Raw genomic sequence first — 13,142 nt, 5'->3', positions numbered from 1 at the left:
GTGCAACACATGTCTCGTATTGGTCGCAAACCAATCGCAGTACCTAGCGGTGTAGATGTCACTTTGGACAACGCCGTTATTACAGTAAAAGGTCCAAAAGGTTCTTTGACTCGTGAGCTTCATAAAGACATGAAGGTTACAGTTGAAAATAACGAAATTACCGTTGTTCGCCCGTCGGATAACAAATTGCATCGTTCACTTCACGGCACAACCCGCTCCGTTGTCAACAACATGGTAGCAGGTGTGACTGAAGGTTTCTCGAAATCTCTGGAACTGGTTGGGGTCGGATATCGTGCAAGCAAATCCGGAGATAAAATCGTTCTGAACGTTGGTTATTCCCACCCGGTTGAAATTACACCGGAAGCTGGTATCGAGTTCGAAGTTCCTGCGAACACGAAGATCATCGTTAAAGGTATCGATAAAGAACGCGTTGGCGCATACGCTGCTAAAATCCGTTCCGTTCGTGAACCAGAACCGTATAAAGGTAAAGGTATCAAATATGAAGGCGAGCGTATCATCCGCAAAGAAGGTAAAGCTGGTAAGAAGAAATAACCAGTTTAAACTTAATTGTAAGATACCCCGTGCATCTTAAAGTGAAGCTGTTTACGGCAAACTGAAGGGAGTGAAAGGGAAGTCATGATTACAAAAGAAGATAAAAACAAGGCTCGTCTCAAAAGACACCTGCGTGTTCGTAAGAAGATCCAGGGAACTACTGAGCGTCCACGTTTGAACGTATTCCGTTCTTCGAAACACATCTACGCTCAACTGATCGATGATGTTAAAGGGGTTACTATCGTTTCCGCTTCTACACTTGATAAAGATCTGAGCGCTAACATCGGTAATGGCGGTAGCGTTGAAGCTGCAGCGAAAGTTGGCCAATTGGTCGCTGAGCGTGCCAAAGAAAAAGGATATGCAGTGGTCGTATTCGACCGCGGAGGTTACTTGTACCATGGACGGATTCAAGCATTGGCTGATGCAGCTCGTGAAGCTGGTCTTGAATTCTAGAATAATTCTTAAAAGGAGGTTAACGACTTGCGTGTAGATCCGAACAGTTTAGAACTGACAGAAAGAGTTGTACACATTAACCGTGTTGCAAAAGTTGTAAAAGGCGGACGCCGTTTCAGCTTTAGTGCACTTGTTGTTGTGGGCGACGGCAACGGCTACGTCGGTGCTGGTATCGGTAAAGCCGGCGAAGTTCCGGATGCCATCCGTAAAGGCATTGAAGACGCCAAGAAAAACCTGATTCACATCCCAATCGTAGGAACTTCGATTCCCCATCTCGTTACTGGACACTTCGGCGCAGGACGCGTGTTGCTGAAACCAGCATCAGAGGGTACTGGCGTTATCGCTGGCGGTCCAGTTCGTGCGGTATTGGAATTGGCAGGCGTTGGCGACATTTTGACAAAATCACTGGGTTCTTCGAATTCCATGAACATGGTCAATGCAACTTTGGAGGGACTTTCCCGTCTGAAACGCATTGAAGAGGTCGCGAAACTTCGCGGCAAATCTGTCGAAGAATTGCGCGGTTAAGGAGGGGAACGTCAATGGCAAAATTGCAAATTACCCTCGTACGTAGTGTAATCGGACGTCCAGAAACACAACGTGTTACTGTTAAGACGCTCGGCCTGCGTAAACTCAACACGACAGTGGTTCACAATGACAGTCCTGCAATTCGCGGAATGATCAATAAAGTGAGTCACTTGCTATCTGTAACTGAAATTGAAGGCTAATCGCCTCGCATAAATTAACAAACATAAGGAGGTGCAAACGATGAAGTTACATGAACTTGCTCCAGCTCCTGGTTCCCGCAAAGAACGCAATCGCGTTGGTCGTGGTCCTAGTAGCGGAAATGGTAAAACTTCCGGTCGCGGTCACAAAGGTCAAAACTCACGTTCTGGCGGTGGTGTTCGTCCGGGCTTCGAGGGTGGACAAAATCCGCTCTATCGTCGTCTGCCTAAACGTGGTTTCGTCAATCCTACCCGTAAAGAGTATGCGATTGTGAACCTGGAAGATCTGAATAGCTTTGCAGAAGGAACTGAAGTGACTCCGCAGTTGTTGCTTGAAACTGGTGTTGTCAAGAATTCCAAAAGCGGCATCAAGATTCTCGGCAACGGTGAGTTGACCGTAAAATTGACTGTACAAGCAAATAAGTTCTCTCAATCTGCGGTAGAGAAAATCGAGGCTGCCGGCGGTAAAACCGAGGTGATCTAATGTTCAAGACGCTTAAGAATATCTGGCATGTTGAAGATTTGCGCAAAAAGATCCTGTTTACCTTGTTCATTCTGATTATCTACCGTATCGGTTCGTTTGTTCCGGTTCCTGGTGTGAACAAAGATGTACTGCAAACAGCAAATCAGAGCGGTGACGCTTTGATGGGACTCTTGAACACCTTTTCGGGCGGAGCGCTCAAAAACTTCTCGATATTTGCGATCAGTATTTACCCGTACATTACAGCATCCATCATCGTGCAATTGCTGTCGATGGATGTTGTTCCTAAGTTTGCTGAATGGGCTAAACAAGGGGAGCACGGGAAAAAACAATTGGCGCAAATCACTCGTTACGGTACAGTGATATTAGCCCTGATCCAAGGTTTTGCTACGTCGATAGGGTTTAACCGGATTTATGGAACTCAAATGATGCCGAATGCGACATTTGCTGATTACTTGCTGGTTGCCATTATCTTGACGGCGGGTACTTCTTTCTTGATGTGGCTTGGTGAACAGATTACCGAAAAGGGAATCGGGAACGGGATTTCGATCCTGATTTTTGCGGGAATCGTCGCCGCCATTCCGGGGTATATCACAAGTACGGCTAACTCAAGTTTTATTCAGCCGGATCAGGTGTTCCTGAATATTCTTAAAGTCGTTATCGTGCTGATTGTGATTGTAGCGATTATTACAGCAGTTATCTTCGTACAGCAAGGTATTCGGAAGATTCCTGTTCAATACGCTAAACGCGTAGTCGGCAATAAAATGTACGGTGGACAGAATACACATATCCCATTGAAAATTAATGCGGCAGGTGTAATTCCGGTAATCTTCGCCGTATCATTGCTTCAGTTCCCAGTTGTTCTCTCCAGTTTCTGGTCAACACATGCCTGGGCACAATGGATTACCAAATATTTGGCAACCGATGCTCCGCTTGGTATGCTTCTGTATGTAGTGATGATCATCGGGTTCACGTTCTTCTATACGTTCGTGCAGATGAATCCTCAACAGATGGCCGATAACATGAAGAAGAATGGTGGTTACATCCCAGGTATCCGTCCTGGTAAAGCTACAGAGAAATATCTGACTAGAGTAATGTCTCGTTTGACTATGTCAGGCGCGTTGTTCCTAGCTTTGATCTCTGTACTACCGATGTTCTTCGGTGCTATATCTGGATTGCCCAAAGAAGTTCGAATTGGTGGCACTGCGCTGCTTATCGTAATCGGTGTGGCATTGGATACTATGAAGCAGATCGAGAGCCATTTGATCAAACGCCATTACAAAGGCTTCATCAATAAATAGGTGATAGGTTCCGGTGAAGCTTAAGTTTTTATTCTTCCCGGCACCTATTATGCTGTTTCTTGCTTGGTGGCGAACTTTTGGGGGGAGAGAGAAATCGTGAACATTTTATTCATGGGCCCTCCTGGGGCAGGCAAGGGAACACAAGCGGCAGAAATCGTTAAAGAATTTGGTATTCCTCATATTTCGACAGGAGATGCTTTCCGTTTGGCAATCAAACAGGAAACTCCGGTAGGATTGAAGGCCAAATCATTTATAGATCAAGGTTTGCTTGTACCAGATGATGTGACCATTGGGATAGTCGAAGAACGGCTGCAGCAGTCCGATTGCGAAAAAGGATTTCTATTGGATGGTTTTCCAAGAACTCTTTCGCAAGCGGAAGCGCTGGATGATATTCTTAGCCGTTTGAACACTTCTTTGGATCATGTCATCAACTTGAATGTTGACCGTGGATTGCTAATGGCGCGTCTTACTGGACGTCGTATCTGCAGCGTTTGCGGAGCATCCTACCATTTAATCTTCAACCCGCCGAAGCAAGATGGCATTTGCGACATTGATGGCGGTGAATTATATCAACGTCCGGATGACAACGAAGAAAGTGTAGGCAAGCGCCTGGATGAGTATGATAATAAAACAGCGCCGCTGCTTGCGTTTTATGATAATAAAGGTCTTTTGCGTCAGGTAAACGGGGAAAACGAAATTAATGTCGTTACTTCTGAAATCGTGTCTTTAATGCGGGGTTAATGTAATGATCATTTGTAAATCCGAACAGGAACTTGCCTTTATGAGGGAAGCTGGTCGAATTGTTGCCGAGAGTCACCGTCTTATTGCTCAGGCCATTGAGCCTGGCATTACAACGGGCGAGCTCGACAGAATCGCCGATCAATACATTCGCAGTCAAGATGCTGTGCCGTCTTTCAAAGGCTACAACGGTTTTCCTGCCAGCATTTGCGCTTCAGTCAACGAACAATTGGTGCATGGATTTCCAGGTAAACGTAAACTGATCGAAGGCGATATTGTTACGCTGGATATCGGTGCAGAGTACCGCGGTTATCACGGTGATTCCGCCTGGACCTACGGTGTGGGCAGCATTTCCGAAGAGGCTCAGCGTTTGCTGGACGTTACGGAAGGCTCCTTGTACGCGGGACTGGCGTTAGTTAAGCCGGATGTGCGCTTGTTTACAATCTCCCATGCTATTCAGCAGTACATCGAAGAGGCTGGTTTCTCAGTCGTACGTGAGTATGTTGGTCATGGTATTGGGGCAAAACTGCATGAAGAACCGCAAATTCCGAATTATGGCATAGCGGACCGCGGACCACGTCTGAAACCGGGTATGGTGCTCGCGATTGAGCCGATGGTAAACGCAGGAAAGAGACATGTCAGAACACTGGAAGATAACTGGACTGTCGTTACGGTTGATGGCTCACTATGTGCTCACTTCGAGCATACAGTAGCAGTTACTCCGGACGGCATGGAAATTTTCACAAAACTGAATGCGTAGGTGATCTCCTCTTGAATACTGTGAGCAGCCCGCAGGTTGGTCAATTAGTGAGAATTCTCAAAGGCAAAGATGCCGGAGAGGCAGCCGTTGTTATCGCAGTTGTTGATAGCAGATTTGTATACATTGCAGATGGAGACAAACGTAAGTTTGATGGGCCAAAGAAGAAGAATATTCTTCATCTTGAGCTCATACCCTTCATCAGCAGTGAGGTTGTGGACAGTTTGAAGGAAACTGGGCGGGTAACAAACGGAAAGCTGCGATTCGCAGTCATGAAGTATGCTGGACCCACCGGAATAAGTGCTGATGAGAAAGGAGACTAACTGTGGCTAAGGAAGATGTCATTGAAGTAGAAGGTACTGTCCTTGAACCGTTGCCAAACGCAACGTTTAAGGTTGAGCTTGAGAACGGTCATCAAATACTTGCCCATGTATCCGGTAAATTGCGGATGCACTTTATCCGTATTTTGACCGGAGACAAAGTGGTCGTGCAGTTATCGCCTTATGATTTATCAAAAGGTCGTATAACTTACCGTAAATAGATGGGAACTACGAAAAAAGTTTTGCTTCGCAAAACTTTGAGGAGGTAATTAACATGAAGGTAAGACCTTCTGTAAAGCCCATTTGCGAGAAATGTAAAGTAATCCGCCGCAAAGGGACTGTTATGGTGATTTGCGAAAATCCGAAACACAAACAAAAACAAGGTTAAGAAGGGGGTGTAGCGTAAAATGGCTCGTATAGCTGGAGTGGATTTGCCACGTGACAAACGCGTTGAGATCGCCTTGACTTATATTTTCGGAATCGGTAAAACGACTTCTCAGAAAATTCTTAATGAAACAGGCATTAGCGCTAATACACGTGTCCGTGATTTGACGGAAGATGAAGTCAGCAAACTGCGTGAAACGATCGACAAAACGGTTAAGGTTGAAGGTGACCTGCGTCGTGAAATTTCCTTAAATATTAAACGTCTTACTGAGATCGGCTGTTACCGCGGTGTTCGCCACCGTCGTGGATTGCCTGTTCGCGGTCAACGTACTAAAACGAATGCCCGTACCCGGAAAGGCCCGCGTCGTACGGTAGCAAACAAAAAGAAATAATAAGGGGGGATAAGAGACAATGGCTAAACCGAAAAAAGTCGTACGTACCAAACGTCGCGACCGTAAAAATATCGAATCCGGCGTGGCACATATTCGTTCCACGTTCAACAACACCATCGTTACCATCACGGATCCTCACGGAAATGCAATTTCCTGGGCAAGCTCCGGCGGCCAAGGATTTAAAGGTTCCCGTAAGTCCACTCCATTCGCAGCGCAAATGGCAGCTGAATCAGCAGCTAAAGCAGCTATGGAGCACGGCATGAAGTCGGTTGAGGTTATGGTTAAAGGACCGGGCGCGGGCCGCGAAGCAGCCATCCGTTCCCTTCAAGCTGCAGGGCTTGAAGTTAACCTTATTAAAGACGTAACTCCGGTTCCTCACAATGGATGCCGTCCGCCTAAGCGTCGTCGCGTATAGTGAAATCAGTATTGTGAATGTGGTATAATTCTGACGCATCTGCTAATAATAGGTGTTTAGGCATACTACATGATGCACCTGATGGGGTGACAGTTTCATATAGGAGCGACGTTGAAGGAGGGGTAAACTCGTGATAGAAATCGAAAAGCCGAAGATTGAGACCGTAGAAGCTAATGATGAAGGTACCTATGGGAAATTCGTAGTTGAACCGCTGGAACGTGGGTATGGCACGACTCTGGGGAACTCGCTTCGCCGGATATTGCTTTCTTCGCTTCCAGGAGCCGCAGTGACTTCGGTCCAAATTGACGGCGTTCTGCATGAGTTCTCGACCGTTCCAGGCGTAATGGAAGATGTGACGGAAATCATTCTGAACCTTAAAGCCTTGTCTCTGAAGATTCATTCAGACGAGGAAAAAGTGTTCGAGATTGATGCTGAAGGGGAAGGCATCGTTACCGCAGGTGATATCCGTGCGGACAGCGATGTTGAGATCCTCAATCCGGATCTTCACATTGCAACGCTGGGACCTGGTGCGAGACTTCATATGCGTATTTTTGCAGGCCGTGGTCGCGGCTATGTCCAAGCGGACCGGAACAAACGTGACGATCAGCCAATTGGTGTTATTCCAGTTGACTCCATCTACACTCCAATTTCACGCGTTAACTACGGCATAGACAATACACGTGTTGGTCAAGTGACCAACTACGACAAATTGACGCTTGAAATTTGGACGGATGGAAGTATCAGACCGGAAGAGGCTGTAAGCCTCGGAGCCAAAATTTTGAACGAGCACCTCGTTCTGTTCGTAGGTCTTACGGACGAAGCGAAAGACGCCGAAATTATGGTTGAAAAAGAAGAAGACAAAAAAGAAAAAGTACTTGAGATGACAATCGAAGAGCTTGATCTTTCTGTTCGTTCCTACAACTGCCTCAAACGTGCTGGTATTAATACCGTACAAGAGCTTACCACGAAGACTGAAGAAGATATGATGAAGGTGCGTAACCTTGGTCGCAAATCTTTGGAAGAAGTTCAGGAAAAGCTTGAGGAACTTGGTTTGGGTCTCCGCACAGAAGAATAGCTGCAGATTGCTTTAGTAAAGGAGGGAAAACACAATGGCATACCAAAAATTGGGCCGTGATTCCAGTGCGCGTAAAGCGTTATTTCGCGACATGGTAACGGATCTGTTTTTATACGAGCGCATCCAAACAACGGAAGCTAAAGCGAAAGAAGTTCGTTCTATCGCTGAAAAGCTGATCACTAAAGCTAAAAAAGGTGATCTTCATGCTCGTCGTCAAGTAGCTGCATTTGTTCGCCGCGAGACTGTTGATGGTGAACAAGATGCAATTCAAAAATTGTTCTCTGACATTGCTCCTCGTTACACTGAGCGTCCAGGTGGATACACTCGTATCCTTAAACTAGGACCTCGTCGTGGCGACGCTGCGCCTATGGTTTATCTTGAATTGGTAGACCGCGCGTAGTATCACAAGTATTGATTTCCGATGCTTCCCTTTCATCCAGCCCTCTTTGGAGTAAAGATGGGGGAAATATCAGCGTTATTGTGCTGCAGAGGCGCAAGACTCTGCTGTACTAATAACCGTGGGAATCACCTTGGTTCAATTGAAGGAGCTCCCGCAGGGGCTCTTTTTTTTGAAATTAAGGATCCTATAGGACTTGTAGTTCTATATATGAAAAATGGATGCCGTCCTTCTAGGGACGGCGAAGCCATTTCTTCAAATAGAAGATCAGACAGTGCTTCGATCGACGTTCTGCTGACCGGTTTAAAAAGGAGAACGGAATGCGCAATCTATTGATGAAGGTCAATTATGACGGAACGAATTATGATGGCTTTCAGACCCAGCCTCAGGGCAATACGATTCAGGATCGGCTGGAGCAAGCCATACTCCATCTGACTGGTGAGAAGCTGAAGATTACTGCTTCAGGCCGCACAGATGCCGGAGTACATGCCTATGGCCAGCCTTTTAACTTTACAACCTCCTCTCGAATCCCAACTGAACGTTGGTGTCTAGCGCTTAATGCCCGGCTGCCACAAGACATCGTGGTTACAGAGGCTAGGGAAGTTCCGCTAACGTTTCACTCTCGTAGAGGGGCTAAGCGTAAAACTTACCGATACACGATTAATGGCAACAGGTTTCCAGATCCGTTTCAACGGCGCTGGCAGCTTCACCATCCAGTGAAGTTGGATATTCCTGCGATGCAGCAAGGCTTAACGCAAATTATAGGGACACATGACTTCACTTCGTTTGCATCACGACGGTCTACGAAGACTTCTCATGTACGAACGATCTTTGAAGCTCATATGGAAGTTGATCGCAGTATGTGCCGACCCTCTTCATCAGATCAAGGAGTTATCCATACTTATATAACGGGTAGTGGATTTCTTCAGCACATGGTTCGCATTATTATGGGGACTTTGATCCATGTGGGGGAAGGTAAAATACCTGCTGATAAGGTTGCTGAAATATTGGCAGCATGTGATCGATCACATGCTGGTCCAACAGCTGTGGCCATGGGGTTAGCTTTGTGGAGTGTTGAATATGACGAGATTGAAAGTGAATAGTTTTTTCTATAAATTTCTTCCTAATTAATAGGCTAAATGTTTAAAAATCACTTGCACTTGTTATGTTTATACTGTAATATAAAAGTTGTGTTTTCTTGATGGCTATCCCACAGCCCCGATCAGGAAAATGCCAAAAAAATGCTTTGCTTAACTCACATAATCGTAATTCAATGAGAAACAAGATATACGAAACAGAAGATTTTCGTACGAGAACAAGGAGGAAACATTCATGCGTACCACCTATATGGCGAAGCCGAACGAAGTTGAACGCAATTGGCACATTATTGATGCCGAAGGCAAAACACTCGGTCGTTTGGCCAGCGAAGCCGCTGCTTTGATCCGTGGCAAACACAAACCGCAATTCACTCCACACGTTGATACAGGAGATTTCGTTATCGTAATCAACGCTGAGAAAATTCACTTGACCGGTAAGAAATTGCAAAACAAAAAATACTACCGTCACTCGATGCACCCAGGTGGTTTGAAAGTTACTAATGCTGAAACTCTGCTGAATACTAAACCAGAACGCGTAATTGAATTCGCGGTTCATGGTATGATTCCTAAGACTCGTCAAGGGGACCACATGAAGCTGAGATTGAAAGTATATGCAGGCGCCGAGCATCCACATGCAGCACAAAAACCTGAAGTTTACGAACTTCGCGGATAAGAATAGAGGAGGACAGTTTCATGGCACAAGTACAATACTATGGGACAGGTCGTCGTAAACATTCGGTAGCACGTGTTCGCCTTGTACCGGGTGAAGGACGCATTGTCATTAACAAACGTGAGATGGACGAATATTTCGGTGTGGAAACACTGAAAATGATCGTAAAACAACCTTTGAACCTGACTGAAACACTGGGCAACTACGATGTAATCGTTCTTGCACATGGTGGCGGCATTTCCGGTCAAGCTGGAGCAATTCGTCACGGTATCTCCCGTGCATTGCTTAAAGTTGACCCTGAATATCGCGGTGCATTGAAGAAAGCCGGCTTCCTGACTCGTGACCCACGTATGAAGGAACGTAAGAAATACGGCTTGAAGGCTGCACGTCGTGCGCCTCAGTTCTCGAAACGTTAATATCTACAGAATTCAACCCTTGGCCTTATGGCCGAGGGTTTTATTTTTTATTGCCCCTTTCCACAAGAAATGGGCTTTTTTTGCATCTATTTACTAATTCTAACGGTTGAAACGCATTGACTTCCTCAGTAAAAGTTATATACTATTTCATATAGAATTAGTTGGTTTTATTACTTCTTTTACCTCATTTATTCATACGATTAATATTTTGGATGGAGGAATACCTTAATGAACCTGCTCGAGAAAGAGGATTTAATCAAAGTTAAGGCCGAAGAATTAGAAACTGCTTCACCCGAGGAAATTATCCGCTGGGCTGTAGAAACATTTCCTAACATTACTTTTGCCTGCAGCTTTGGTGCCGAAGATGTAGTGCTAGTTGATATGCTTCACAAAGTTAGTCCGTCTACAGACGTCTTTTATCTCGATACAGATTATCATTTTAAGGAAACCTATGAGACCAGAGATTTGATGGCGGATAAATACGGGCTGGAGTTCGTACGAGTGTCTCCACAAATCACTCCGCAGGAGCAAGCACTTCAACACGGTGATGCGTTATGGACAGTAGATCCTAACCAATGTTGTGGGATTCGTAAAGTAGAGCCGCTGACTCGTATCCTATCTCAATATGAAGCTTGGATTACAGGCATTCGTCGTGACCAAGCGCCTACCCGTGCTAATGCCAAAAAGGTTGAGTATGATTATAAATTTGGTTTGGTTAAGTTTAATCCAATTGCGGATTGGACAACTGAGGATGTATGGAACTATATTCGTGAAAATGATGTAATTTATAACCCTCTACATGACCGTAACTATCCAAGTATTGGCTGTGAGCAATGTACACGTCAGGTTATGCCTGGTGAAGATCCGCGTGCTGGACGTTGGGCTGGATCAGAGAAGACTGAGTGCGGATTACACAAGTAAGACCTATCCCCGTGAGAACCCAGAAGGAGAGACGATAATGACTTCAATACGTCCGCATGGCGGAACATTAGTTAACCGTGTAGTAGAGGGTACAGAAAGAGAAGAATTGCTGCAGCTTGCACGTGAATATAAGGCGATTGCCGTGAACACCTGGACTTTATCTGATTTGGATCTAATAGCGGTAGGTGCATTTTCTCCACTAACTGGATTTTTGAATGAACAAGATTATCACTCCGTAGTCAAAAACATGCGTTTAGAAGATGGCACAGTGTGGAGCATTCCAATAACACTTGCTGTAGAAGAGGATGTGGTCTCTGGTTTAGCTATTGGAGACAAAGTATCTCTAATCGGTGAAGAGGATGGCGAGATCTACGGTTTATTGGATATTGAGAGTATTTATACGGTTGATCAAAACCTTGAAGCGCAAAATGTATTCAAAACAACAGACCCTGAACATCCAGGAGTAAGTAAGCTGTTGGCCCGCCCGGCTACCTATGTAGGAGGACCAATTACAGTGCTGAATAGACCACAGCCAGAAAAGTTCGGAGAATTTTATTTTGACCCTTCAGCTACACGTAAGATATTTGCAGACAAAGGCTGGAGAACAGTTGTAGGCTTCCAGACGCGTAACCCAGTTCATCGTGCACATGAATATATTCAGAAGTGCGCTATGGAGGTTGTAGACGCTCTGTTCTTAAACCCGCTTGTGGGTGAGACGAAGTCTGATGATGTACCGGCAAATGTACGAATGAAGAGCTACCTGGCGCTTTTGGAGAATTATTATCCTGAGGATCGTACCTTTCTAGGTGTTTTCCCGGCAGCCATGCGTTATGCAGGTCCGAGAGAAGCGATTTTTCATGCTATGGTTCGCAAAAATTACGGCTGCACCCATTTTATTGTCGGACGTGACCATGCGGGCGTAGGCGATTACTACGGAACTTATGAAGCACAAGAAATTTTCGCGAATTTTACCGCTGAGGAACTTGATATTACTCCATTATTTTTTGAACACAGCTTCTTCTGTAAAAAATGCGGAAATATGGCTTCCAGTAAAACCTGCCCGCATCCTGGCGACGATCATATGATTTTGTCGGGTACAAAGGTACGGGCTTTGCTTCGGGAGGGTCAATGTCCACCTCCTGAATTTACGCGACCTGAGGTTGCGCAGATTCTAATTGAAGGCATGACTCAAGAAGTAACAGCTTAATCATCGTTAGCTAGTACTATTTGGCCTTCTTGTCCCATATAGATGAGTATTATCTATCGGGACGAGGGGGTCTTTGTTATGTCTGGCCGAAAACACAGTAAAGTCTCGGTCTGGATCTCATGGAGCAGTATCAAAAAATGTATGCTGGGCGCGACACTGCTGGCTATAATGATCGGCATTATAGCGTATGACATGCCTACTGCCAAAACGTTAAATTATTGGAGTCTGCCTTTGTCTGGTAAAGTGATCGCTATTGACGCTGGACATGGGGGAGCAGATGGAGGGGCAGTTAGCCGGGAAGGGCTAATTGAGAAAGACATTAATCTTGCGGTCTCTCTTTATTTACGTGATTACCTGCAACAGGCAGGGGCTATTGTTGTGATGACCCGTGAAGGGGATTATGATTTAGCTCAGGAGGGCACTAAGGGCTATTCTAAGCGCAAGACTGAAGATCTTAAGCAAAGAGTAAGAAGCATTGAAGAGAAGGGCGCAGATCTTTTTATAAGCGTTCATATGAACAGTGTGCCTTCGAACCGGTGGAGCGGGGCGCAGACCTTTTACTATCCCAATCACAAGGATAATAAAGCTATAGCAGAGTTTGTACAGAGTGAGCTGAAGACTACCCTGGAAAATACTGATCGTGTAGCTAAGACTGTAAATACTGTTTATCTATTAAAAGCATTAAAAATACCTGCGATCCTTGTAGAGGTCGGTTTCTTGTCGCACCCTCAGGAATCAGTTCTGCTCGGAGATGATGTTTATCAACGCAAGGTAGCGACTAGTATATATCGTGGCATTCTTCGTTATGCTTCCGAGTAGCCGGGACTACTCATCAGGAGATGGG

General features: G+C 45.4%; 21 protein-coding genes. All 21 read left to right on the top strand.

The genetic code is table 11. From position 1 onward, the window contains the following. The first annotated feature begins 9 nt into the window (after positions 1 to 9). The 21 genes from rplF (at position 10) to cwlD (ending at position 13,117) form a co-directional block, all read left to right on the top strand. The gene (rplF, locus tag MKX34_RS29375) at positions 10 to 552 is read left to right on the top strand and encodes a 50S ribosomal protein L6 (RefSeq protein WP_036680562.1); all 543 of its coding nucleotides are present in this window, start codon (positions 10 to 12) and stop codon (positions 550 to 552) included. Between the two features lie 84 nt (positions 553 to 636). Further along, complete coding sequence (rplR, locus tag MKX34_RS29370) at positions 637 to 1,005, top strand: 50S ribosomal protein L18 (RefSeq protein WP_036680564.1); 369 nt, start codon at positions 637 to 639, stop codon at positions 1,003 to 1,005. Between the two features lie 27 nt (positions 1,006 to 1,032). Continuing rightward, positions 1,033 to 1,530: a 30S ribosomal protein S5 gene (rpsE, locus tag MKX34_RS29365; protein ID WP_036652980.1), complete on the top strand. Its 498-nt coding sequence runs from the start codon at positions 1,033 to 1,035 to the stop codon at positions 1,528 to 1,530. Between the two features lie 14 nt (positions 1,531 to 1,544). Then, positions 1,545 to 1,730: a 50S ribosomal protein L30 gene (gene rpmD, locus MKX34_RS29360; protein WP_036680567.1), complete on the top strand. Its 186-nt coding sequence runs from the start codon at positions 1,545 to 1,547 to the stop codon at positions 1,728 to 1,730. Positions 1,731 to 1,770: 40 nt separating this feature from the next. Next, positions 1,771 to 2,211 (top strand): 50S ribosomal protein L15, encoded by a 441-nt coding sequence (gene rplO / locus MKX34_RS29355; RefSeq protein WP_036680569.1) that lies wholly within the window; start codon positions 1,771 to 1,773, stop codon positions 2,209 to 2,211. Beyond that, on the top strand, positions 2,211 to 3,509 hold the full coding sequence (gene secY / locus MKX34_RS29350; protein ID WP_076105929.1) for a preprotein translocase subunit SecY: 1,299 nt from the start codon (positions 2,211 to 2,213) through the stop codon (positions 3,507 to 3,509). The genes rplO and secY overlap by 1 nt, the downstream gene beginning before the upstream one ends. A gap of 96 nt (positions 3,510 to 3,605) precedes the next feature. After that, positions 3,606 to 4,250, top strand: coding sequence for an adenylate kinase (locus MKX34_RS29345; protein WP_038573451.1), 645 nt, complete (start codon positions 3,606 to 3,608; stop codon positions 4,248 to 4,250). 4 nt (positions 4,251 to 4,254) lie between these two features. Then, on the top strand, positions 4,255 to 5,007 hold the full coding sequence (gene map, locus MKX34_RS29340) for a type I methionyl aminopeptidase (protein WP_038573450.1): 753 nt from the start codon (positions 4,255 to 4,257) through the stop codon (positions 5,005 to 5,007). Between the two features lie 11 nt (positions 5,008 to 5,018). Further along, positions 5,019 to 5,327, top strand: coding sequence for a KOW domain-containing RNA-binding protein (locus MKX34_RS29335; protein ID WP_036680581.1), 309 nt, complete (start codon positions 5,019 to 5,021; stop codon positions 5,325 to 5,327). 2 nt (positions 5,328 to 5,329) lie between these two features. Further along, positions 5,330 to 5,545, top strand: coding sequence for a translation initiation factor IF-1 (infA, locus tag MKX34_RS29330; RefSeq protein ID WP_036652996.1), 216 nt, complete (start codon positions 5,330 to 5,332; stop codon positions 5,543 to 5,545). Between the two features lie 53 nt (positions 5,546 to 5,598). Further along, positions 5,599 to 5,712 carry a 50S ribosomal protein L36 gene (gene rpmJ / locus MKX34_RS29325; RefSeq protein WP_003322638.1) on the top strand — a complete coding sequence of 38 codons (114 nt, stop codon included), beginning with the start codon at positions 5,599 to 5,601 and terminating at the stop codon, positions 5,710 to 5,712. Between the two features lie 19 nt (positions 5,713 to 5,731). After that, complete coding sequence (gene rpsM / locus MKX34_RS29320; RefSeq protein ID WP_036680583.1) at positions 5,732 to 6,100, top strand: 30S ribosomal protein S13; 369 nt, start codon at positions 5,732 to 5,734, stop codon at positions 6,098 to 6,100. Between the two features lie 19 nt (positions 6,101 to 6,119). Then, positions 6,120 to 6,515, top strand: a complete 396-nt coding sequence (rpsK, locus tag MKX34_RS29315; protein WP_019908251.1) for a 30S ribosomal protein S11 — start codon at positions 6,120 to 6,122, stop codon at positions 6,513 to 6,515. Between the two features lie 130 nt (positions 6,516 to 6,645). Continuing rightward, positions 6,646 to 7,590, top strand: coding sequence for a DNA-directed RNA polymerase subunit alpha (locus MKX34_RS29310; protein ID WP_036680585.1), 945 nt, complete (start codon positions 6,646 to 6,648; stop codon positions 7,588 to 7,590). A 34-nt stretch (positions 7,591 to 7,624) separates the two neighbouring features. After that, positions 7,625 to 7,990 (top strand): 50S ribosomal protein L17, encoded by a 366-nt coding sequence (gene rplQ, locus MKX34_RS29305; protein ID WP_019908254.1) that lies wholly within the window; start codon positions 7,625 to 7,627, stop codon positions 7,988 to 7,990. A 317-nt stretch (positions 7,991 to 8,307) separates the two neighbouring features. Continuing rightward, positions 8,308 to 9,090: a tRNA pseudouridine(38-40) synthase TruA gene (truA, locus tag MKX34_RS29300; RefSeq protein WP_036680587.1), complete on the top strand. Its 783-nt coding sequence runs from the start codon at positions 8,308 to 8,310 to the stop codon at positions 9,088 to 9,090. 229 nt (positions 9,091 to 9,319) lie between these two features. Next, the gene (rplM, locus tag MKX34_RS29295) at positions 9,320 to 9,757 is read left to right on the top strand and encodes a 50S ribosomal protein L13 (RefSeq protein WP_036680589.1); all 438 of its coding nucleotides are present in this window, start codon (positions 9,320 to 9,322) and stop codon (positions 9,755 to 9,757) included. 20 nt (positions 9,758 to 9,777) lie between these two features. Further along, complete coding sequence (rpsI, locus tag MKX34_RS29290) at positions 9,778 to 10,170, top strand: 30S ribosomal protein S9 (protein WP_025706574.1); 393 nt, start codon at positions 9,778 to 9,780, stop codon at positions 10,168 to 10,170. A 228-nt stretch (positions 10,171 to 10,398) separates the two neighbouring features. Next, positions 10,399 to 11,091 (top strand): phosphoadenylyl-sulfate reductase, encoded by a 693-nt coding sequence (locus MKX34_RS29285; protein WP_036680616.1) that lies wholly within the window; start codon positions 10,399 to 10,401, stop codon positions 11,089 to 11,091. A gap of 37 nt (positions 11,092 to 11,128) precedes the next feature. Continuing rightward, complete coding sequence (gene sat, locus MKX34_RS29280) at positions 11,129 to 12,298, top strand: sulfate adenylyltransferase (RefSeq protein ID WP_076296938.1); 1,170 nt, start codon at positions 11,129 to 11,131, stop codon at positions 12,296 to 12,298. Positions 12,299 to 12,376: 78 nt separating this feature from the next. Beyond that, positions 12,377 to 13,117 (top strand): N-acetylmuramoyl-L-alanine amidase CwlD, encoded by a 741-nt coding sequence (gene cwlD / locus MKX34_RS29275; protein WP_038573445.1) that lies wholly within the window; start codon positions 12,377 to 12,379, stop codon positions 13,115 to 13,117. Positions 13,118 to 13,142 lie beyond the last annotated feature (25 nt).

It is taken from the genome of Paenibacillus sp. FSL R5-0636, assembly GCF_037974255.1.
GTDB lineage: Bacteria > Bacillota > Bacilli > Paenibacillales > Paenibacillaceae > Paenibacillus_AQ > Paenibacillus_AQ odorifer.
Note: the sequence above shows the minus strand (reverse complement) of the source record. Positions and strands in the feature narration are given on the sequence as shown.

Bases quoted from the DNA above. Each gene is read 5' to 3' on its own strand.
- rpsI (WP_025706574.1), top strand. From the start codon at position 9,778: ATGGCACAAGTACAATACTATGGGACAGGTCGTCGTAAACATTCGGTA.
- rplF (WP_036680562.1), top strand. From the start codon at position 10: ATGTCTCGTATTGGTCGCAAACCAATCGCAGTACCTAGCGGTGTAGAT.
- MKX34_RS29285 (WP_036680616.1), top strand. From the start codon at position 10,399: ATGAACCTGCTCGAGAAAGAGGATTTAATCAAAGTTAAGGCCGAAGAA.
- truA (WP_036680587.1), top strand. From the start codon at position 8,308: ATGCGCAATCTATTGATGAAGGTCAATTATGACGGAACGAATTATGAT.
- sat (WP_076296938.1), top strand. From the start codon at position 11,129: ATGACTTCAATACGTCCGCATGGCGGAACATTAGTTAACCGTGTAGTA.
- rplQ (WP_019908254.1), top strand. From the start codon at position 7,625: ATGGCATACCAAAAATTGGGCCGTGATTCCAGTGCGCGTAAAGCGTTA.
- map (WP_038573450.1), top strand. From the start codon at position 4,255: ATGATCATTTGTAAATCCGAACAGGAACTTGCCTTTATGAGGGAAGCT.
- cwlD (WP_038573445.1), top strand. From the start codon at position 12,377: ATGTCTGGCCGAAAACACAGTAAAGTCTCGGTCTGGATCTCATGGAGC.
- rpmD (WP_036680567.1), top strand. From the start codon at position 1,545: ATGGCAAAATTGCAAATTACCCTCGTACGTAGTGTAATCGGACGTCCA.
- rplM (WP_036680589.1), top strand. From the start codon at position 9,320: ATGCGTACCACCTATATGGCGAAGCCGAACGAAGTTGAACGCAATTGG.
- rplR (WP_036680564.1), top strand. From the start codon at position 637: ATGATTACAAAAGAAGATAAAAACAAGGCTCGTCTCAAAAGACACCTG.
- rpsM (WP_036680583.1), top strand. From the start codon at position 5,732: ATGGCTCGTATAGCTGGAGTGGATTTGCCACGTGACAAACGCGTTGAG.
- rpmJ (WP_003322638.1), top strand. From the start codon at position 5,599: ATGAAGGTAAGACCTTCTGTAAAGCCCATTTGCGAGAAATGTAAAGTA.
- rplO (WP_036680569.1), top strand. From the start codon at position 1,771: ATGAAGTTACATGAACTTGCTCCAGCTCCTGGTTCCCGCAAAGAACGC.
- secY (WP_076105929.1), top strand. From the start codon at position 2,211: ATGTTCAAGACGCTTAAGAATATCTGGCATGTTGAAGATTTGCGCAAA.
- rpsK (WP_019908251.1), top strand. From the start codon at position 6,120: ATGGCTAAACCGAAAAAAGTCGTACGTACCAAACGTCGCGACCGTAAA.